The organism is Alteromonas sp. ABD4_190 (assembly GCF_056160105.1).
The window spans coordinates 263543-281923 of record NZ_JBSWWN010000001.1 but is presented as its reverse complement, the minus strand read 5'-3'; the positions used below and the strand labels follow the sequence as shown (position 1 = coordinate 281923).

The following is an 18381-nucleotide window of genomic DNA, read 5'->3' as shown; positions in this document are numbered from 1 at the left end:
AAGATACTGCTCGTCACCGTCAGGCGAAAACTCACCTAGTGTACCCTAAAAATAAGAAAAAGCTGACGCGTAATTAGGATTAGTTAGAAGCGTTTGGGCCAATAATAAATTGGTTGCGCAGACAACAATGACAACACCGTTAATTTAATATCGATGAAGGCAGAAGCATGAATCAACAGTTTGAGCAGGAATTACAAAGCAGCTGGCAAGAGCGTCAGGAATACGCAGAAATGATGTTGCCCCTTATTGGTAAACTGTACCGCAATAAGGCAGTTGAAATTTCAGTTTATGGACGCTCGCTACTGAACGCCAGTGCTATTGATGTTATTAAAGCGCACCGCAAAGTGCGTCTGCACGAAGGTATCAAGCTACGCCTACGCGAAAGCTACCCTATTTTAGAAGCTTTGAGCACCATGAAGCTTGCTCCTGCACAAATTGATATTGGTAAATTGGCTTTTGATTTTCACTACGGTTCTGCGGTCGACAACAACGACCTTACGGCCTACCTTAACGAAAAACTAAACGACGTTGCCGACAAAGAGGACGATCAGAAACCTCAGGACGTTGTACTATATGGTTTTGGCCGTATAGGTCGTTTACTTGCTCGCTTGCTTATTGAGCGTCAGGGTAAAAACAACAAGCTTCGCCTACGTGCCATTGTGGTTCGAGGCGGACGCGATGGCGACCTAGAAAAACGCGCAAGCTTGCTGCGCCGCGATTCTGTCCATGGTCCGTTTAACGGCAGCATCACAGTTGACCATGAACGTAATGCGCTAAAAGCGAACGGGTCATACATTCAAGTCATTTATGCCAACAGTCCAGAAGAAGTGGATTACACCCAATATGGTATAGACAACGCTATCATCGTAGATAACACAGGGATTTGGCGTGACCGCGATGGCCTTGGTCTTCACCTTAAAGCGAAAGGCGCAGCGAAAGCTATCCTTACAGCGCCGGGTAAAGGAGACATTAAAAATATCGTGCACGGTGTAAATGACGAAGAAGTCACACCGGAAGATACAATTGTATCTGCTGCAAGCTGTACGACTAACGCGATAACGCCAGTGCTTAAAGCACTAGACGAAGAGTATGGTATTGAAAACGGTCACGTTGAAACGGTTCACTCTTACACTAACGATCAAAACCTTATCGACAACTACCACAAGGGCGACCGTCGCGGGCGTAGCGCGCCACTTAACATGGTTATTACCGAAACAGGCGCAGCAAAAGCCGTCGCAAAAGCCTACCCGAAGTTGGCAGGTAAGCTTACCGGTAACGCTATACGTGTACCTACGCCAAACGTATCGCTAGCGATTTTAAACCTAAATCTTAAGACGCCGGTGGATCGCATTGCCGTTAACGAATTTTTGCGCGATACCGCACTGTTTTCAAAGCTTCAACACCAAATTGATTACACAGCTAGTAAAGAGATTGTATCTACAGACTTAGTCGGCTCTCGCGCTGCATCTGTGGTTGACTCTCAGGCAACTATCGCCGCCGATAACCGCCTGACGCTATATGTATGGTACGACAATGAATTTGGTTACAGCTGTCAGGTACTGCGCGTAGTTCGTGACATGGCAGGACTAAGCTTTCCTACGTTGCCGCTGTAAGTAACACGCATTACAAGAAACTGTACAAAAAACCGACCTAAGTGGTCGGTTTTTTAATGGTGTAAACATTTTGTATACTCTCGACAGTACAAAACCCGCTGTGTGCGTGGAATTTGTGTTTACGTCTATGCTAAATTAGCGCTCAAATAATGAGGAAAACGACAGTCTATGCATATTTCCAGTCAATTCGACAGCGGTAACATTGAAGTTGTTAGCGCACAATCACCAGACGATATCCGTCTAACCATTCCTAACGACAACCAATCTGAATTTGCTCAGTGGTTCCATTTTCGTTTAGTGGGCGAAACTTTTGTAACTCACACAATGACTATTGGTAATCTGGCTAAGTCAGCGTATCCAGAAGGTTGGAAAGGATATAACGTTCTAGCGTCTTACGACCGTCAAACTTGGTTTAGAATTCCTAGCGAATTTGACGGCGATAACCTTACGTTCTCACTAACGCTAGAACAGCCCAGCGTTTACTTTGCGTATTTCATTCCGTATAGCTACGAACGCCACCTTGATCTTGTGCACGACGCGCAAATGTCATTATTGTGCGAGCATAAGTTTTTAGGCCTTACCCTAGATGGCCGCGATATGTCTATGCTGGTTATCGGTGAAGAAACACCAGAAAAGAAAAAAGTCTGGATCACGGCACGTCAGCACCCTGGCGAAACCATGGCCGAGTGGTGTGCCGAAGGTATTATCTACCGTCTGCTCGACGAGCAAGATGGTTTGGCGCGACAGTTGCTTGATAGTGCTGTTTTCTACATTGTGCCAAATATGAACCCAGACGGCAGCGCACGCGGTCATTTGCGTACTAACGCTGTAGGAACCAATCTAAACCGCGAGTGGGCGACGCCTTCGCAAGAAAAAAGCCCAGAAGTACTTTACGTACTGGATGCAATGAGCGAAATTGGTGTAGACATGTATCTTGATTTGCACGGTGATGAGGCATTGCCGTACAACTTTGTAGCAGGAAGCGAAGGTAACCCTAGCTACAATGACACTATAAAGATGCTAGAAAACACCTTTAAAGATGCGCTTTTAAATGCGACACCAGAGTTTCAAGACGAGTTTGGCTACGATAAAGACGAACCAGGCAAGGCTAATTTAACCGTAGCGTCAAATGCAGTGGGCGAGAAATTCAAATGTATGGCGTACACGGTAGAAATGCCATTTAAAGACAACGCTGATGTACCAGACGACATATACGGTTGGTCGGTGCAGCGTAGCCGTCAGTTAGGTGAAGATTTGCTTATTGGTGTGAATGCAGTTGTTAAAAAGCTAAAAGCATCAGAGTAATAAAATAAGAATAAGGAAGCGAAAGCTTCTGTAAAAAAGGCCTCGACAAAAAGAGGCCTTTTAATTATCAAAATAAAACAACAATTAAACATAATAAAAAAGGGGAATAACGTTGGAAGGGTTATATGGTTTTCTAACTATGCTCGATGGATTCTTAGGGGGCGCGTTCTGGTTTCCTTATGTTCTATTAGGCGTAGGTCTTTTCTTTACGGTTTATCTTAAGTTTCCGCAAATTCGTTTCTTTAAACACGCTTGGCAGGTTGTGACTGGTAAGTTTGATAAAGAGAGCGATCCAGGTGACACCACGCACTTTCGTGCACTAACTACTGCATTGTCTGGTACCGTAGGTACAGGTAACATTTCAGGTGTTGCTTTCGCTATTTTCCTTGGTGGCCCCGCAGCACTATTTTGGATGTGGGTAACCGCTTTTTTGGGTATGACAACCAAATTTGTAGAAGTAACCCTATCGCATAAATATCGCGTAAAGACAGAAGACGGCACCATGGCGGGTGGCCCCATGTATTATATGGACCGCCGCTTGAACATGAAGTGGCTTGCGGTAGCCTTTGCAATTGCCACAGTAGTCAGTTCATTTGGTACAGGTAATCTTCCACAAAGCAACGGTATTGCACAAAGTATTGAAGCTACCTTTGGCTTCGAACCCTGGGTAGTGGGAAGCGTACTGGGTATTCTTCTTGCTTTGGTTATTCTTGGTGGTATCCAACGCATTGCCGCGTTTACAGCGCGTGTTGTTCCCGTTATGGCTGTTATTTATCTTATTGGTGCCCTTGCCGTTATTTTCGCTAATCTAGAAAATATCGGTCCATCATTTGCCGCAGTTATTGGCGATGCGTTTACCGGTTCAGCAGCTGCAGGTGGCTTTTTAGGGGCTTCTTTAGCTTATGCGTTTAACCGTGGCGTTAACCGCGGCTTGTTTTCGAACGAAGCGGGTCAAGGCTCTGCACCTATCGCTCACGCAGCAGCAAAAACAAAAGAGCCTGCGTCAGAGGGTATGGTTTCACTACTTGAACCTTTCATCGACACCATTCTAATTTGTACCGTTACTGGTTTAGTTATTCTGTCGTCAGGGGTTTGGAAAGAAAAACACGAAAACGTATTCGACCGTTCAGACATGTACTTCGTAGCAGGCCAATACGACGATACAAATCAAGCAGACGTAAACAAGCTTTATGGTTATTTGAACGAAATTGAAGGAAACAGTGTTGAACCTTACACCGGTTCAATTACAGTTGTTAACGGCACTGCCGTAAGCGACGGGTTTACCCTACTTAATGCACGTTCTATAGCAGAAGACGTGAAGTACGCAGTAGGTAGTGAAGATTTATTTACCGGCACATTAAAGATTGTCGACGGAAAACCGGTCAAAGATAATCTTGAAGTAAGCGGCAAGTCGCTAGTTCACTCAGCAGCGCTAACCACTATTGCCTTTACTCGTGGTTTCTTTGGAGACGCAGGGCAGTACATTGTATCCATCGGCCTTATGTTGTTCGCTTTCTCGACCGCTATCGCATGGTCTTATTATGGCGATCGCGCTATGACCTACTTGCTTGGTCCACGCTCGGTGATGCCGTATCGCGTTATCTACGTGGCAGGCTTTGTTTGGGCGGCATTCTCTGATACTACACTTGTTTGGGCGCTTTCTGCCGTAGCAATTGTAGTAATGACCTTGCCAAACCTATTCGGCATCATGCTGCTATGTAAGGAAATGAAAGAAACAGTGAATGACTACTGGTCTCGACACAAAAAATAACACTAAAACTATCTTTGGTACTGCCTCTGCTTAAGTCTTTAGGCGAATAAGCGAACCGAAAAGGCAGCAGGTAAAAATGCGCAGTGGTGAACTTTGTACAAAAGTTAACACCCTGCGCATTTTTGTTTTGTAACGAGGAGGCTAATCCACAGAATCGACTTCATTGTTGTGATGAACTTCAGTATGATACCCGTCCGCGTAAAATGCTGGCGTACTTAGATGCGTTTAAGCATTTCTAATTCGCATCAAGTAAACAGGAGCAACATATGGCATTAGTTGACTGTCCTTCATGTAATAAAAAAACGTCTGATAAAGCGAAGACGTGCCCTCACTGCGATTTTAAAATCGGAGACGCTACCTCAGAGGATATAGAGCGCAAACAAAGCTTACAAAGATTTAAAAAGTTAGCCAGTATCCAGAACCAGTCGCTTATTGCTATGCTGATATTTGTTGCGAGTTTTGGTTTTATGTATTGGGGTGGGACACGCCCGGGTGATTTGCAACATAATTTAGCTATTTTGGGCGCCGTGGTTGGCTTTGTATGGTACTTAGTAAACCGCGCGCGAATTGTTTATATAAAGCGTTTTTCCTAAATGAATATAGAAGCACTTGTAGCCAGCATGACACCGGAGATTTACGAGCGTCTGCGTCAGGCTGTTGAAACCGGTAAGTGGCCAGATGGCACACCTCTAAATGACGAGCAGAAAGCAAGCAGCATGCAGGCTGTTATGCTGTATCAAGCAAAAATAGAAAAGTCCTCTGAGCATATGACAGTGGGTGAAAGCGGCGAAATCGTACATAAAAGTAAAGCCGACTTTAAACGCTCGTTACGCGATGAGCAGGATGATAATAATACAATAGCGCGGTTTAAACAGGATGATATTTAGTCGTATATTTGCGCCTTCACACCAAAGCCCAAAGCCTGAAAAACGGATGCAGGCAATAGAGAATCTTTCTCCCGAAAAGGCACAGGAAAAAACAATTCTTCACGAACTGGCATTTAATGACGAGGATGCAAATGTCAGCCTCGCGGCACTTGAAAAGCTGAATAGCTTTGTGTTGTGGCTTAAAATGTCGCAAATTGCCAAGCAGTCTCGCGTTAAAAAAGCAGCTGAGAGAAAGGTAAATGCCGCTTTGATGGGCGAGGGTGATGTCACACTTTCCCGCCAAGAGATATTTTCTTTTTTAACTGAGACAGCTAACGCTGATTTAGTCGTGCAGTTAGTACCGCAAATGTTGGAGAAAGAGCCTAAGCTTTTGCAAGATGATGCATTAGCTAACGCGCTAATCGAAAAGGTGGCGAAGCCTTCGTTCACCCAGTTTGTCTTTTTAGAAGGTGCAAGTCCGCAACTGCAGAGTCAATTGATCAACGCACATTCAGACGTGGCAGATTTGCAAAAGCTTGCGAAGAAAGTGTCAAGTGATGCGCTTACAGAACAAATTAATAAGCGCATTTACGCTATTAAAAAGGCTGCAAAGCGCCCATTGGAGCTCAAAAAGCAGCTGACTTTAGTGCTGTCTAAATACCAAGCTTTACTCGATAAGTCAGACGTTGAAACTATCGAAGAGAAGCGCAGCGAGTTAGAAAGCGAGCTAACGGGATTATTCGCACAAATAGATTTGCTTGTTGAGGAAGAGCGTGTTGATTATGAAGAAAAGCGCGCTCGTATAACCGAACAAGTAGAGCGATATTTAAGCCGTATCCGCCCAGCATGGGAAGAGAAACAACAAGCGTCGCAACGTGCCAATACCAAAGCATTGTGCGAACAGCAGCTTACTTATGCCAAGGAGCAGGTAGCTTGGTTGCACAATAACAGGCTTTGTGAAGCTACGCTTGCTGATGTTGCAACAGTTAATGAAAGTGTACGCGGTGTCGAAGCCACCCTTGAGCAGCTAGCCCGTTTAGATGATGAATCAGCCACTGAGAAACGAATTACACAGATTAAGCGCTCTGTCGACGAACTAAACGAGCAACTTGATCGCTTCTCTATCCAGCAGCAATACAGCCAAAAGCTACTGATAAAACTTCAGTCGCTCGAAGATATTGCCGCTAAGATCGTTTCAGCGGCTGATAACGGGTCAGATAAAGATATTCGTGATGTAAGCACTGAAGAAGCTAGCGCATCACCTGAAGATTTGAGTCAAGTAAACGGTGGCGACGCAGTACAAAGCAGTAGTGTAGTGGCTCTCAAAGCGGAGTTTGACGAAGCACGTCAAGCGTATAAAGCGCTTAGCCGCGAAATCGATGCCATTCCTAAGGCGTTGTCTAAACGTTTTAACGCAGCCACAAACAGTGTAAATGCCAAAGAGCGTGCTCAAAAATCCAAAGAAAATGAGCAAGTAAAACACGTTAGAAAGCACATTAGCGTTATCGACAACTTAATTGAACAGGGCAAGTTTCGCGTTGCCATTTCAAAGTTTGCAAAGCTTCAAGAAAGTTATGCTGCGCTTCCTGATTCAGCTAAGAAATATGTAGAGAAGCGTTTTGAAAAAACGGCTGGCGAAGTGTCACGCTTAGAAGGGTGGCAGGATTATCTTGCGGCGCCGCGCAAACCCGCTCTTTTAGAAGAAGCAAAAGCATTAGCCAGTGCTGATGCAGAAAATATTAAGCAAAGAAGCGAAGCTATTAAGTATCTGCGCAAGCAATGGTTATCATTAACGCCTTCATCGTCTAGTAACGAAGAAAGCAGCGAAGACGCGTTATTACAGCAGCAATTCGATGATGCACTTGAAAAGGCCTTCGAGCCTTGTAGAGCGCATTACGCGAAGTTAGATGCGCAGCGGGCTGCTGCCCGTGAACAGCGCATGTCGATTATCGCTACCGTTAAGGCAATGGACATTAACACGCCAGAAGCCGAGTTAGTGAAGGTTTTTGATAAAGCGTCTAAACAGTGGCATGCTGCAGGTCAGGTTGAACGTGAAATTTATGAACAGCTGAAGCAAGAATGGAAGGCGGTATCATCGCCCATCCAGGCTAAAGTGACTCAGTGGCAAAGCGATAATCAAGCTCAAAAGCGTGCGTTAGTCACTCAAGCTTGTCAACTTGCTACGGAAGAAGATGTCGCTGGCGCTGCCGACAAAGCTCAGCAATTGCAAAGCCAGTGGAAGCAAGTAGGCCATGCAGGTAAACGTGAAGAGAGTAAGTTGTGGGCAGAATTTAAAGCTGCCAATGACACCGTATTTGAACGTTTAAAAGCCGAGCGGAAAGTACAAAATAATGCATTTAACGCGTTAGTAGATTCGCTACTCACGCAAGTGGAAGCTGTTGACATCAACAGCGATGATGTCACGTTTAGTCAATCAATGAGCGACGTTCGCGCTCAGTTAACCGACTTGCCTAAAGCGCAACGTACGAAAGTAGATAAAAAGATTGATTCACTTGAAAGTAAGCGTGCGGCGCAAGCGAAAAATGCACAATCTCAAGCCCGATTGGCGCGAGCTCAGGCTCTGATTTCTTTACTACAGCTAAATGTAGGTGAGGGAAGTGGTGACGAGCAGGCTCTAGCGGAAACGTTAGGGAAGCGTTGGGCGAACGTATTATGTCAGTCTACTGGAAATGAAACAACTCAGCACGACAGACAATGGTTAACGGTAGCATTAGAAGTTGCAACTGGTATGCCAAGCCCGGATGCAGATGCATCTATACGCTCTAGTGTACAGCTACAAATGATGACGTCTAAGTTGGAACAAGGAGAGGTGGCGACCGCCCCCGACATTCTTGCCGACTGGTTATCCTACGACTCTATAGATAAAGCGGACAATAATCTGCTTCAACGTGTTGTGGCAGTAATTCATGCTCACCCAGAAATTGTGGCTTAATCGGGAAAATAAATGGAAAACAGTGTTGAGTTTCAATTTGAAACCGAAATGTCTGCATATCGTTTTTTAAATACCGTAAAGCATATTGATGCTGAAGGTTTGAGAGTTAAATTCGGACGTACCGATCATCACGTGAGTGTACAGTACCGTTACGGGATAGGGGAGTTTGATTCTACGCTATCTACACTGGATGACCTTGCCCGAGAGTTAGGTGGTGAAGAAGTGTCTTAACTAGCCAGTGATGTAAAACCACGTCGACTGCTAAATACAAAAAGGGCCAGACAATTGTCTGGCCCTTTTTTTGATAAAAATGTGATTAACAGTCTTTATCTTCAGCGTCCACGCCTTCTTTCACATCTTCGCAAGCGTCTTCAACGGCGTTACCTGCATCGGTAACCATCTCGTCTAGCTCTTCGCCTGCGTCTTCTGCCTCACCGTCACCGCACGCTGCTAGTGATAGTGCAAATGCTGATGCTACTAGTACTTTTGTTAAATTTTTAAATGAAAACATATCCTTACTCCTTTTCCTATTAAATATTCTTAGGCCCTTGGTGCTTTTCCACGTAACGCATTAGCGATAAGTGAAATTACCAACAACGCGATAAACACAAAGAAAAGAAACTGTGCGATACCTGTTGCTGCACCTGCGATGCCTCCAAAACCAAAAACTGCTGCAATAATGGCGATGATAAAAAATGTGATTGCCCAACCTAACATAACTAGATCCTCGTATTGCTTCCGTTACTTTCACAATAACTAATGCTATCTTTATGCCTGTTTTTTAAGTGCATGAATTATATAGATTAAGTTTGTTTCAGATTGAAATTTTGAAACGTAATTTTCAGTGGCAGGAGTCACGATTACACAAGCGAATGCATTTTTTACATGATAGAGCAGAAGCCCTTTTCTCATCATTTAATTCAAGATGAAAAAAGAGGCAAAGCGAAAGGGAAAAACGCTTTGCCTATAAAAGGGAGGAGGTGACGCCCCACATAATCTGAGAAGATTGGGGGCTGAGCGTTACCTAGTTACCATTTGGGTTGTAAGGTAACGAAGATTGGTGAGCGACAATACGCAGGTCGCCATCACTGTCTTTCACATAGGCAAAGGTGTACTCTACTTTTGTTTCTCCGCCCTTAGTGTCAGTAAAGAAGTAGTTACCCATCGCCACCGCCATCCGACAACTGTTATTAATAATTCCTACATTGTCGAATTTCACGTTTGTATAAGGCTTAATCGCAAAACCCTTATCTTCCTGATAAGCGTCATTTCCACCGACAAAGTAAGAAAGCGCTGCATCAAAGCTTGAACGGAACTGATCATTTGCTGCAAGGGTTGGTTTAAACAGTACACTACTTAAATCATATCCGTACATGTCCTGGATAAAATCAGCCGCCTCGCCAGAGTAGTCACCGTCGTTACTAAACACTGCGCCAATACGTACAATGCCTTCACCCCACATCTTTTGTGCTGCTACAACTTCACGCTCTGTAATACATTCATCCGAATACAGTAATGCATTGTCTAGCGCCTTAGCCTTCAATACACCAACGTTTGAAGTGGCGGTCTCATTCATTTGCGGTTTGGCCACTGCACTGCAGCCTGTTACTAGCATAATCGAAGCTGCAAGAAGCGTTGTTTTTGTCATTAACGAGTTTAGCTTTTTCATCGCGTGACTCCTCAGTCATTTGCAAAATAAATACGTGTTATTACCTAATTAAATTGCTGGGAGCAGAAGTTGTATAACGTTGTAAAAAGCGGTCTACAAATCTGCTCTGCAGTTCATAGGTTTAATGATAGCTAGATTGGGTGACGGAGACTTTTGTACAACATTAATAGAAGATTAATGGGTCATTAAGAATAAAGATGTTTAGACATGTATCGGTTCTGAACGAATGAATGTCTCATCTATCATGTTGATTAGTGTGTCTTAATGTCGCTTTACTTCATCGATATTACGTAATTTATACGCAGGCTTATTCGTTTACTTATATACGAAGGACTGGATTTACTCGATTTTGCAGGCCCTTAGTCTGCTTTATAGGATGCATTTCAGGGAATGGGTGGTAGCTATGAATTTAAGGTAGTGGGCTTTAGGGCGTTCCACAGACTTGCTCGTGCAATTAAGTTATGCTTTTCAGTAACACTGATTGCGTACCGAAAAGCATTTTGTCAGAACACTGATGATGTAGTGTATAGATGTACAGAATGACGTTCAGCTAATTTGTATTCTTTGGCTCTAGAGGCTGTGACAGCACTTCTAAGACAGTAAAGGCGTTTTTACCTAAACGACTTTTATCATTCGCCATTTTTACATCAATAGTAAAGTAGATGTCGTTAATCTGAGTATTTACAACATCGTTTGAGCTCGGGGCGGCCATCGGTTGAGCAACTTCCTCACAGCCTGACATAGTGCATTGCCTATCTGTTTGAAATATTGCTGGCTCATTTTTGCCAGCCGTTACTTCCCGCGCTATGACAGGCTTTTTATCAATATTTGTATTAATCACCTCTAGATAAGTAAAGCCTTGCTCTTGTGCGACTTCTGCGGCGCGATATAGAGCGTACTGCTGTACTTTGTCGGCCGGAGTTTTATCAGTCGCTTTAAAAAGGACCTGATACTGATTTGCAGATACTTTTTCGCTCGAATAACCATATGAGGCTTTAGAGTTCGCTGATTTGTATGGGGTAGGGGCAGCTACTGGTGTCGATGAACACCCTGCTATCACAAAGCTTAGTGCCGCACCTGCGGTGGCAAGAAGTACGCGGCCACTTTTAATTTTACTTTTGATGTTCATCTCACAAATTCCTTAATACTGTGATCACTGAAACAATGAAAACAACGCTGTTCTGCCTATCGCTGTTAACGCTTGATTGCGTTTTGCCTTAGGTTTAGCGTCTACTGCACCTTTATATGCGCCAACAGAAGCTATGCCAAGTAAGGTCTCTGGCTTACCCATCATTAACGAACATTGCCTTTTTGCTTGTGTAAGTGCAACATCTGCGTGATGTTTTTGAGAAAAATAGGCATGTTCCTTTTGCGCAATATCTTTTATATTCGCTTTCAAAAAGATGTTCATAGTACTCACCTCATTATTGTTGACAGGGCACTGTCCATGGATTTGATCAAATGAACTTAACCAAAAGGGTTAATGCGCCTTTAAATCTATGCCTTACCCAAAGACCCTACGCCATGTTTGAATTAATCTGCTTAAACTTAGATAGTTGAACGCATTCTGGGCAAGCTTAAAGAAACCGAACGCCGCAAGACTATTAAGTGCTAATAACACAAGTGGTACCACAACGTAGTGCACGCCAACATTGTGAAGTATAGCGCCTATAGCAATATTTAAAATAAGCCAACAAACTGTACCAACCGCAAATGCTGCGAGGCATGCAAAAACAGTAACGAAAAAACTCTTTTTGACAAGCATGAGTTCACTATTAGTAAGCTCAAGAAATGCAAAGCCTTGTTCTTTTCTCTGAGAGAATGCTTCTTTAAATGCGTTGAATACATCGGAGAAAGACGGATCGGGGTATTGTTGCTGGGTTGACTGCTCGTCAGGTGGCGTTTCTTTGGGTGTACTTTCTCCTGTAGCGTTTTCATGAAACTTCGCCTGCGCCGAAGGCGGCGTCAGGCGAAATGGATTTTCATGGCACGATGTATAACGTGCTTTTTGAAAATCTGGCACTTTCATAATTTTACTTCTTACGTAGAAGCGATGTTACTAGCATGCCTGCTGCAAAAGCGATACCTGCAGTTTGAATAGGATTCTCAATTGCGTACTTACGTACTTTTGATGCCTGCCATTTCTGCTCTGCTAAACGCTTTCTTTCTGACATGTTTTCTGCAGACGATGAGGCTGTGCGACGAATGTTTTCTTCCGCAACGCCAGCACTATCCGCTAATTTGTCAACTGATGCGTGAAGAGTGTCTTTTAGTTGATCCGTTACTGGGTGACTTGGTTCAGCCACACCGTTAGTGCTGTTAGTTTTAACGGTTTGTGATTTAGCTGAAGCTTGTGTAGCCATAATACTCTCCTTAATATTTTGGGTTCACAATAACAGTTGCAACGTGTGTACCAATTAAAAAACCTTTTATTTACAGTTGGATAGCGTTTCTTGCTATTTTGGGGGTGAAAGGTTTGCAAGAGAAACGCGTTATCCTTGCAAACCCCTGTAATATTTTCAAAGTTGTTAAAACAAAAGCCTAGCTTCCATCCACAACAGATGCGAGGTCATCTTTTGAAACGGGTTTAAGTAAAGCACTATCTATTCCAATCGATTCCATCATGTCTTCATCCGCTTCATGCCCGCTAACGATGGTAAGCGTTGCATCTGGCAATTTATCTTTGAGTTCACCAGCTAGGTCATAACCACTGTAATCGGGTAGCGTTAAATCCATTAATATGTGATCAAAGTTGCCGCCTTGTGCGGTGCTAAGTGCATCTAAGCCGCAATGCTCTGTGGTAACTTCATGGCCTAGGTGCACCAAAAATAGCTGCAATAGTTCTGCAGCATCTTCATCGTCTTCAATCACTAAAATACGCTTGCAAGTAGAGGTACTGTCTTCTTTTTTCTGAGACGTGTTTTCTGTTGCTAACTCTGTATTCGTATAGGGTTCAACTCCGTCGCTTGAAGGCATGTTTTCTTCTGGCGCGTAAGGTTTTCGTAAGGGCATGTCAGCAACTTGTGCTTCTACATTGGTAAAAGTGACGTGATCGCCAGGAGGAAGATATTGTGAGAGAAGTTGAGCTAGTGCAAAGCGGTCTATTGGTTTACCTATAACGTCATTAAAACCTTCGCGTATTAGCGACTCTCTTAATCCTTTACGACTGGCTGCGGTGACCGCAATAACGGGAATATCTTTACCATGGCGACGAATAGCGTGTAACGCTTCAATGCCATTCATCACAGGCATGTGAATATCCATGAGAACGAGGTCAAATGGTTGATTGTGTTCATCGGCCTGTAATACAGCTTCCAGTGCCTTAACACCGTTTTCCGCGTAACTAATATCTGCCTGAGACTGACTTACAAGGTGGCCGGTAAGGCGCCGAATTTCTCTTAAGTCATCGACAATCAGCACTCTGCCGGTAACATTTAAATCGATACTGCTAGATTCGACAGGTTGAATCTGGCCAAGCGTTAAATCGACGTTAGGTTGGGAAGAAATGTCACCTGGATTAATATCAAATGTAAACGTGCTGCCTTCCCCCAGTCGAGATGTCACATTAATATCACCACCAAGCTTAGTGACCAGTTCTTTACAGATTGCCAAGCCTAGACCCGCGCCTCCGTGGTTGGCGCGCATGACATCTTCAATTTGTTCAAAAGGTTGAAAAATATTGTGTAACTTGTTGGGCGGCATGCCGATGCCAGTATCGTCTACGGAAAATCTAAGTCGCTGGTTTTTTTCGCAATCTGTCGAAATTTCGTTAAGAGCTATAGTGAGTGTAATACTGCCCTTGTCGGTGAACTTAACCGCGTTAGAAATAAGGTTAAGCAGAACCTGACGAAGTCGGGTGGGATCTGTCTGAATAAATTCAGGAATTTTGGTTTTAGAAACCACATTTAAACTCAGCCCCTTATCCTTGGCGTTTAAGCGCATTAATGAGTGAATATCTGTAAGAAAAGCGGACAAGTTAACACTCTTAATGTTCAACTCTAACTTCTCAGCCATTATCCTGGACATGTCGAGTAAATCGTTAAGCAAGCTCAATAAATGTTTGCCGTTTGAATGAATTATCGATAGCTCTTGTTGGAATGGGCTGTTTCTTGCGTCATCAATGAGAAGTTCTGTATAGCCCAGAATAGAGGTGAGTGGGGTGCGCAGTTCATGACCGAGATGAGCGAGGAATTTGTCTTTAGCTTTGTTTTTTTGCTCAACCTTATTGCGTTCAATGCGCTCGTTTTCTATGTCCCGACGAACCATGGCGTACCGTATAGTGCGCATGAAGCGCGGTGTCTCGATCTCGGACTTCTGTAGATAATCGGCGGCGCCCGCGCGCATCACCATCTCATCGACTGTAACGTCTGACTGACCTGTTAAAATAACCACAGGCAGGCTAAATTGGTTCGACTTCAGAACACCCAGAACATCTATGGCATTCTCTGCGCCCAACAAGTAGTCAAGCAAGCATAAATCAAAGTCTTCCGTCTTAAGCGCTTCTATGGCGTCAAGACTGTTTGTCACCCACGTTAACTCAAACTTAGGTGACTCACACTGTTCTAGATAGTCAGAAGTTAAGAAGTAATCATCTTCATCATCTTCAACCAATAGAATTTTAATAACCTCTGACATCTAGTACCTCTTTTACTCGTGTGGTAACTCTACGAACTCGATCCAATAACGGCCTAAAGCACGCATTAGTTCAACCAGTCCTTCAAAGTTAACTGGTTTGGTAATATAAGAAGCGCAACCGAGATCGTAGCCGCGAAGCATGTCTTCCTCTTCTTTGGATGTTGTTAGGATTACAACCGGAATACTTCGCAGTTTTGGGTCGTTCTTAAGTTCCTGGAGTGCTTCGCGACCATCTTTTCTTGGCATGTTTAAGTCAAGCAATATAAGGCTAGGGCGAGGCGCCGATGCTGGATCAGAATATTTCCCCTCGTGACGAAGAAACTCTAACAATTCCACACCGTCTTCAACGCAAAACAGATTGTTGAGGACACGACTTTCTTGCAGCGCGTCAACGGTTAATAGGCGATCATCCTCATCATCATCGGCCATCAAGATATTTATTGGCTGGGTTTGTTTACGCGTCATTGTGTGTTTCTCCATTATTGTTGTTAGTACCAAACGGTTCACTATCCACCGGCATTACTATTGAAAACGTAGCTCCGTGTCCTGGTGCACTCATAGCAGTAATTTGACCATTATGTCTTTCTACTATTCTTCTACATACCGCAAGGCCTATGCCTGTACCTTTATACTCGCTTCTACCATGAAGGCGTTGGAACGGAGCGAATATTTTCTCTGCGAATGACTGGTCAAAACCAATACCATTGTCGGTAATTGCAATTTTTATCCAGTTATACTCTTCGGACATAAGTATATCCTGAGTATCTTCTTTGCTGGCTTCTTGTAAATTGACTTTGACAACCGGCGTTACACCTTCAGTTTGAAATTTAAGCGCATTGGAGATTAAGTTTAAAAACAACTGCTCGAGTTGTGTTTTATCACCTCGAAGAATAGGCATCTTTTCGCATACATCTATCTGCGCTGATTTTTCATCTATTGCGATTTCTAAATCGCTTAATACGCTTTGTATAACTTTATTTAAGTCTACATCATCAAAGTCTTTTCCCCGGGTTGATACACGAGAAAAAGCAAGAAGGTCAGAAATAAGCATCGACATGCGCTCTGCTGCGTTTAGCATCCGCGCTAAATAATCTTTGCCTCTCTCATCAATAACATCCTTGTATCCTGACTCTAGTCGGTTTCCGAATGCCCGAATTTTGCGAAGGGGTTCTTGTAAATCGTGTGAAGCGACAAATGCAAAATCTTCCAACTCTCGATTACTTCGTGCTAATTCATCGGAGTAAATACTAAGCTCTTGTGTCCGCTCTTCTATGCGATTTTCTAAGTCCTCATTGACAGATTCAAGATCGGCCTGATATTTCTCGTGCTCGCGCGAGTTTATTTTCAATAGTAAAAAAACAGCAATAACCAGTAACAGGGTAGTAGCTGATGAGATGATTAACGTATTTACTGAGTCTCTTCTCAAGCTCATCAAATTTGCTAAATGCGTACCTTGCATGCCGCGTTCAGACTCATCAATTTCGCGAAATAGCTCTTCGAAGCGTCTGTAAAGATCAATGCCTTTATCACTTTCAACTAAGTTGACGGCTTCTTTCTGCTTCCCTTCCTTAATGAGTTCAACGACTTTGATAACCTCGTTAATTTTTGCCCTGGTTAGATTAAGCAATTCCTCAATTCTTACAGATTGCTCATCGATATCAGACGAAAAAGAACTCACTTCTACCTCGTCCATCAACTCTCCAATAACGCCAAGCGTCTGAGTATAGTCTGAGAGATATTCCTCATCATCGGTGAGCATGAAGCCTCGCTGACCGGACTCCACTCGGAGCACCGCTACATGAAGCCTATTCACTGCATTGATTACACGATTAGTTGTAAATAGTCGCGCCTCAAGTGCTGAGAGGTCGTTAAGAGTACTTACTACATAAAAAGAGTTTGCAGTCATAACGACAATGATGACAACAACCAAAATTATCCAGCTGTAAATTGAAGACAGAACTTTAGAGATCATTTACATGTTCCGGGTCATTTTCGCCCAATTCTGATGTCATTTCAGATAGGGTCTCACTGCAGTCTTTTGCACTGCTTATTATTTTATCCAACGCCGCCAGTGCTTTTTCAGGAGCAACGTCCCCGTTTAGTGCCATTTTTACTAGCTCTGCCTGCATAGATATTCTATTTAACGGTTTCCGAGCATCATGTACAAAAACACTCAGTCGTGAAAACTCTTCGCTAGTCATATTGAATACCTCTTACTATTCGTCTTTGCTTAGGTCGCCGTAAGCATGAAGACGGTTGTATAGGGTTTTAGTACTTATACCTAACATTTCTGCTGCGGTTGTTTTGTTGCCGCTTACTTTTTCTAAAGTGGCGTAGATAAGCTCTTTTTCTACATCCTCAATGGTTCTTCCAGCTTGAAGGGCAGGTGTCGTACTCTGCTTCTGTGCAAAAGGAGACTCGATAGTTTTAGGTAACTCAATCTCACTTTTCTCTGGGTCACTCATGATAGCCGCACGGTGTACAAAGTGTCTTAACTCACGAACGTTTCCTGGCCAATCGTATGCTTGAAGCGTCTCTAGCTGATTATCTTCCCATTTAAAATTAGAACCGTTATCTTTGTTAAATTCTGCAATGAAAGTTTTTGCTAAAAGAGGAATGTCTTCTTTTCTTTCACGCAAAGGAGGAATGGTAATTGGGAAAACAGCAAGCCTGAAATAAATATCTTCACGCAACACTTTGCTCTGAGCGATTTCTTCCATTGTTCTGTTTGTTGCAGATACAACACGACAGTTTACAGGTATAGATTTCGTACCACCCACACGAAGCACTACTTTGTTTTCGAGTACGCGCAAAAGGTTGGGTTGCATGTCAATGGGCATTTCTGTGATTTCATCTAAGAAAAGGGTGCCACCTTCTGCCTGTTCAAAAACGCCTTCTTTACGACCTACCGCACCGGTGAAGGCACCTTTTTCATGACCGAACAGTTCACTACCAATCAATTCTTTAGAAAATGCACCACAGTTTGTAGCAATATAAGGGCCTTCACTTTCTGAGGCTCTGTGAATTGCAGCTGCAACCACTTCCTTACCAACACCACTTTCACCTAATAGCATGACGTTAGCACTGGTTTTGCTGACTCTTGAAATAAGTTTGTATAACTCTTTCATCACGGGTGACTCGCCAATAAGCAAGTCGAAGTGTTTCTCGATTTTTTCTTCTGCTGGCTCTTTTGCTTTTGTTTTCTTACTTAGTACTGCCTCAATTTCTTCACGTTGTATTGGCTTTACGAGGTAGTCTACGGTGGGGCCACACAAGCCTTTAATAACGCTTTTTACCGATGGATGGCCCGTAATTAGAGTTACACGGGGCCGCTTAGGCAGCGCATCAAGTTCGTTAAACAGGTGAGCACCGCTTCCATCGGGAAGCATAAAATCTAACAGTACATGGTCGAATGTTTCTTTCTCAAGCCAGTCTCGTGCTTCTGCTAACGTAGCAGCGGTCAAGACGTCATGACCTAAAAACTCAATAATAGTACAAGCTACTTCTGTAAACTCGGCGTCGTCATCAACTAAAAGTACGGTTAGCACGCATTGTCCCTCTCTATTACG

The 18381-nt window shown here is 43.5% G+C and carries 19 protein-coding genes; 7 read left to right on the top strand and 12 right to left on the bottom strand.

What is annotated here, in order from left to right; translation table 11 throughout:
- Positions 1–167 precede the first annotated feature (167 nt).
- From ACXAFM_RS01350 to ACXAFM_RS01320, 7 genes are all read left to right on the top strand, one after another.
- Entirely contained in the window at positions 168–1613 is a 1446-nt protein-coding gene (locus ACXAFM_RS01350) for a glyceraldehyde-3-phosphate dehydrogenase (protein ID WP_474826223.1), read from the top strand.
- A 168-nt stretch (positions 1614–1781) separates the two neighbouring features.
- Positions 1782–2918, top strand: a complete 1137-nt coding sequence (locus ACXAFM_RS01345; RefSeq protein WP_474826221.1) for a M14 family metallopeptidase — start codon at positions 1782–1784, stop codon at positions 2916–2918.
- Positions 2919–3030: 112 nt separating this feature from the next.
- Entirely contained in the window at positions 3031–4689 is a 1659-nt protein-coding gene (locus tag ACXAFM_RS01340) for an alanine/glycine:cation symporter family protein (protein ID WP_334060558.1), read from the top strand.
- Between the two features lie 266 nt (positions 4690–4955).
- A complete protein-coding gene (locus ACXAFM_RS01335; RefSeq protein WP_118494035.1) occupies positions 4956–5282 on the top strand; it encodes a zinc ribbon domain-containing protein in 327 nt (108 codons plus the stop codon).
- Positions 5283–5576, top strand: a complete 294-nt coding sequence (locus ACXAFM_RS01330; protein ID WP_474826218.1) for a YeaC family protein — start codon at positions 5283–5285, stop codon at positions 5574–5576.
- Entirely contained in the window at positions 5566–8508 is a 2943-nt protein-coding gene (locus ACXAFM_RS01325; protein ID WP_474832902.1) for a DUF349 domain-containing protein, read from the top strand. The genes ACXAFM_RS01330 and ACXAFM_RS01325 overlap by 11 nt, the downstream gene beginning before the upstream one ends.
- Positions 8509–8520: 12 nt before the next feature.
- Positions 8521–8739, top strand: coding sequence for a hypothetical protein (locus ACXAFM_RS01320; RefSeq protein WP_179983741.1), 219 nt, complete (start codon positions 8521–8523; stop codon positions 8737–8739).
- Positions 8740–8824: 85 nt separating this feature from the next.
- On the opposite strand, the gene ACXAFM_RS01315 is transcribed toward ACXAFM_RS01320, so the two are convergent.
- The 12 genes from ACXAFM_RS01315 to ACXAFM_RS01260 form a co-directional block, all read right to left on the bottom strand.
- A complete protein-coding gene (locus ACXAFM_RS01315; protein WP_474826213.1) occupies positions 8825–9019 on the bottom strand; it encodes a hypothetical protein in 195 nt (64 codons plus the stop codon).
- A 29-nt stretch (positions 9020–9048) separates the two neighbouring features.
- The gene (locus ACXAFM_RS01310; protein WP_025255564.1) at positions 9049–9225 is read right to left on the bottom strand and encodes a DUF1328 domain-containing protein; all 177 of its coding nucleotides are present in this window, start codon (positions 9223–9225) and stop codon (positions 9049–9051) included.
- A gap of 307 nt (positions 9226–9532) precedes the next feature.
- The gene (locus tag ACXAFM_RS01305) at positions 9533–10177 is read right to left on the bottom strand and encodes a phosphoribosyl-AMP cyclohydrolase (RefSeq protein ID WP_474806234.1); all 645 of its coding nucleotides are present in this window, start codon (positions 10175–10177) and stop codon (positions 9533–9535) included.
- A 550-nt stretch (positions 10178–10727) separates the two neighbouring features.
- A complete protein-coding gene (locus ACXAFM_RS01300) occupies positions 10728–11306 on the bottom strand; it encodes a CC0125/CC1285 family lipoprotein (RefSeq protein WP_474826210.1) in 579 nt (192 codons plus the stop codon).
- A 24-nt stretch (positions 11307–11330) separates the two neighbouring features.
- Positions 11331–11588, bottom strand: a complete 258-nt coding sequence (locus ACXAFM_RS01295) for a hypothetical protein (RefSeq protein ID WP_474826208.1) — start codon at positions 11586–11588, stop codon at positions 11331–11333.
- 93 nt (positions 11589–11681) lie between these two features.
- Positions 11682–12206, bottom strand: coding sequence for a hypothetical protein (locus ACXAFM_RS01290; RefSeq protein ID WP_474826206.1), 525 nt, complete (start codon positions 12204–12206; stop codon positions 11682–11684).
- 4 nt (positions 12207–12210) lie between these two features.
- Entirely contained in the window at positions 12211–12540 is a 330-nt protein-coding gene (locus tag ACXAFM_RS01285; RefSeq protein WP_474826204.1) for a DUF883 domain-containing protein, read from the bottom strand.
- Positions 12541–12718: 178 nt separating this feature from the next.
- A complete protein-coding gene (locus tag ACXAFM_RS01280) occupies positions 12719–14812 on the bottom strand; it encodes a response regulator (RefSeq protein ID WP_474826202.1) in 2094 nt (697 codons plus the stop codon).
- Positions 14813–14824: 12 nt separating this feature from the next.
- Positions 14825–15277: a response regulator gene (locus ACXAFM_RS01275; RefSeq protein WP_039216546.1), complete on the bottom strand. Its 453-nt coding sequence runs from the start codon at positions 15275–15277 to the stop codon at positions 14825–14827.
- Positions 15267–16784, bottom strand: coding sequence for a sensor histidine kinase (locus ACXAFM_RS01270; protein WP_474826199.1), 1518 nt, complete (start codon positions 16782–16784; stop codon positions 15267–15269). Before ACXAFM_RS01270 ends, ACXAFM_RS01275 begins: the two co-directional genes overlap by 11 nt.
- Entirely contained in the window at positions 16774–17013 is a 240-nt protein-coding gene (locus ACXAFM_RS01265; RefSeq protein ID WP_474826197.1) for a hypothetical protein, read from the bottom strand. The genes ACXAFM_RS01270 and ACXAFM_RS01265 overlap by 11 nt, the downstream gene beginning before the upstream one ends.
- Positions 17014–17028: 15 nt before the next feature.
- Positions 17029–18360, bottom strand: a complete 1332-nt coding sequence (locus ACXAFM_RS01260) for a sigma-54-dependent transcriptional regulator (RefSeq protein ID WP_474826195.1) — start codon at positions 18358–18360, stop codon at positions 17029–17031.
- Positions 18361–18381 lie beyond the last annotated feature (21 nt).

What these genes read in the sequence shown, in the direction of transcription:
- ACXAFM_RS01350 (WP_474826223.1), top strand. Translation starts at nt 168, where the DNA reads ATGAATCAACAGTTTGAGCAGGAATTACAAAGCAGCTGGCAAGAGCGT.
- ACXAFM_RS01295 (WP_474826208.1), bottom strand. Translation starts at nt 11,588, where the DNA reads ATGAACATCTTTTTGAAAGCGAATATAAAAGATATTGCGCAAAAGGAA.
- ACXAFM_RS01325 (WP_474832902.1), top strand. Translation starts at nt 5,566, where the DNA reads ATGATATTTAGTCGTATATTTGCGCCTTCACACCAAAGCCCAAAGCCT.
- ACXAFM_RS01345 (WP_474826221.1), top strand. Translation starts at nt 1,782, where the DNA reads ATGCATATTTCCAGTCAATTCGACAGCGGTAACATTGAAGTTGTTAGC.
- ACXAFM_RS01290 (WP_474826206.1), bottom strand. Translation starts at nt 12,206, where the DNA reads ATGAAAGTGCCAGATTTTCAAAAAGCACGTTATACATCGTGCCATGAA.
- ACXAFM_RS01315 (WP_474826213.1), bottom strand. Translation starts at nt 9,019, where the DNA reads ATGTTTTCATTTAAAAATTTAACAAAAGTACTAGTAGCATCAGCATTT.
- ACXAFM_RS01335 (WP_118494035.1), top strand. Translation starts at nt 4,956, where the DNA reads ATGGCATTAGTTGACTGTCCTTCATGTAATAAAAAAACGTCTGATAAA.
- ACXAFM_RS01310 (WP_025255564.1), bottom strand. Translation starts at nt 9,225, where the DNA reads ATGTTAGGTTGGGCAATCACATTTTTTATCATCGCCATTATTGCAGCA.
- ACXAFM_RS01270 (WP_474826199.1), bottom strand. Translation starts at nt 16,784, where the DNA reads ATGATCTCTAAAGTTCTGTCTTCAATTTACAGCTGGATAATTTTGGTT.
- ACXAFM_RS01330 (WP_474826218.1), top strand. Translation starts at nt 5,283, where the DNA reads ATGAATATAGAAGCACTTGTAGCCAGCATGACACCGGAGATTTACGAG.
- ACXAFM_RS01265 (WP_474826197.1), bottom strand. Translation starts at nt 17,013, where the DNA reads ATGACTAGCGAAGAGTTTTCACGACTGAGTGTTTTTGTACATGATGCT.
- ACXAFM_RS01280 (WP_474826202.1), bottom strand. Translation starts at nt 14,812, where the DNA reads ATGTCAGAGGTTATTAAAATTCTATTGGTTGAAGATGATGAAGATGAT.
- ACXAFM_RS01300 (WP_474826210.1), bottom strand. Translation starts at nt 11,306, where the DNA reads ATGAACATCAAAAGTAAAATTAAAAGTGGCCGCGTACTTCTTGCCACC.
- ACXAFM_RS01305 (WP_474806234.1), bottom strand. Translation starts at nt 10,177, where the DNA reads ATGAAAAAGCTAAACTCGTTAATGACAAAAACAACGCTTCTTGCAGCT.
- ACXAFM_RS01320 (WP_179983741.1), top strand. Translation starts at nt 8,521, where the DNA reads ATGGAAAACAGTGTTGAGTTTCAATTTGAAACCGAAATGTCTGCATAT.
- ACXAFM_RS01275 (WP_039216546.1), bottom strand. Translation starts at nt 15,277, where the DNA reads ATGACGCGTAAACAAACCCAGCCAATAAATATCTTGATGGCCGATGAT.
- ACXAFM_RS01285 (WP_474826204.1), bottom strand. Translation starts at nt 12,540, where the DNA reads ATGGCTACACAAGCTTCAGCTAAATCACAAACCGTTAAAACTAACAGC.